The organism is Streptomyces sp. H27-H5, from assembly GCF_026627505.1.
In the GTDB taxonomy this organism is placed as follows: Bacteria; Actinomycetota; Actinomycetes; order Streptomycetales; family Streptomycetaceae; genus Streptomyces.
This window is the reverse complement of sequence record NZ_JAPNLK010000003.1, coordinates 1,321-2,742: the sequence shown is the minus strand read 5'-3', so window position 1 is coordinate 2,742 and position 1,422 is coordinate 1,321. Positions and strand designations below refer to the sequence as shown.

Here is a 1,422-nt window from a genome sequence, read left to right as displayed (position 1 = left end):
GCGTCGTGACTGCGTGCCTTTTGAAGAATGAGCCTGCGAGTTAGCGGTGTGTAGCGAGGTTAACCCGTGTGGGGAAGCCGTAGCGAAAGCGAGTCCGAATAGGGCGATTGAGTTGCACGCTCTAGACCCGAAGCGGAGTGATCTAGCCATGGGCAGGTTGAAGCGGAGGTAAGACTTCGTGGAGGACCGAACCCACCAGGGTTGAAAACCTGGGGGATGACCTGTGGTTAGGGGTGAAAGGCCAATCAAACTCCGTGATAGCTGGTTCTCCCCGAAATGCATTTAGGTGCAGCGTCACGTGTTTCTTGCCGGAGGTAGAGCACTGGATAGGCGATGGGCCCTACCGGGTTACTGACCTTAGCCAAACTCCGAATGCCGGTAAGTGAGAGCGTGGCAGTGAGACTGTGGGGGATAAGCTCCATGGTCGAGAGGGAAACAGCCCAGAGCATCGACTAAGGCCCCCAAGCGTACGCTAAGTGGGAAAGGATGTGGAGTCGCAGAGACAACCAGGAGGTTGGCTTAGAAGCAGCCACCCTTGAAAGAGTGCGTAATAGCTCACTGGTCAAGTGATTCCGCGCCGACAATGTAGCGGGGCTCAAGCGTACCGCCGAAGTCGTGTCATTCCAGCACATACCCCCAACGGGGGCTGGGATGGGTAGGGGAGCGTCGTGTGCCGGGTGAAGCAGCAGCGGAAGCTAGTTGTGGACGGTTCACGAGTGAGAATGCAGGCATGAGTAGCGATACACACGTGAGAAACGTGTGCGCCGATTGACTAAGGGTTCCTGGGTCAAGCTGATCTGCCCAGGGTAAGTCGGGACCTAAGGCGAGGCCGACAGGCGTAGTCGATGGACAACCGGTTGATATTCCGGTACCCGCTTTGAAACGCCCAATATCGAATCCTCTAATGCTAAGGCCGTGAAGCCGTTCCGGACCCTTCGGGGAAAGGAAAGTGGTGGAGCCGCCGGCCCAAGGTGGTAGTAGGTAAGCGATGGGGTGACGCAGGAAGGTAGTCCAACCCGGGCGGTGGTAGTCCCGGGGTAAGGGTGTAGGCCGAGGGGTAGGCAAATCCGTCCCTCATTAAGGCTGAGACCTGATGCCGAGCCGATTGTGGTGAAGTGGATGATCCTATGCTGTCGAGAAAAGCCTCTAGCGAGTTTCATGGCGGCCCGTACCCTAAACCGACTCAGGTGGTCAGGTAGAGAATACCGAGGCGTTCGGGTGAACTATGGTTAAGGAACTCGGCAAAATGCCCCCGTAACTTCGGGAGAAGGGGGGCCATCACCGGTGATAGCACTTGCTGCTTGAGCTGGGGGTGGCCGCAGAGACCAGCGAGAAGCGACTGTTTACTAAAAACACAGGTCCGTGCGAAGCCGTAAGGCGATGTATACGGACTGACGCCTGCCCGGTGCTGGAACGTTAAGT

Annotated in this window: 1 rRNA gene (only partly in view); it reads left to right on the top strand. The window is 57.2% G+C overall.

The annotated features are described in order from the left end of the window. Positions 1-1,422 (top strand): 23S ribosomal RNA (locus OTB19_RS01785) (it extends past both window edges: 177 nt to the left, 1,280 nt to the right).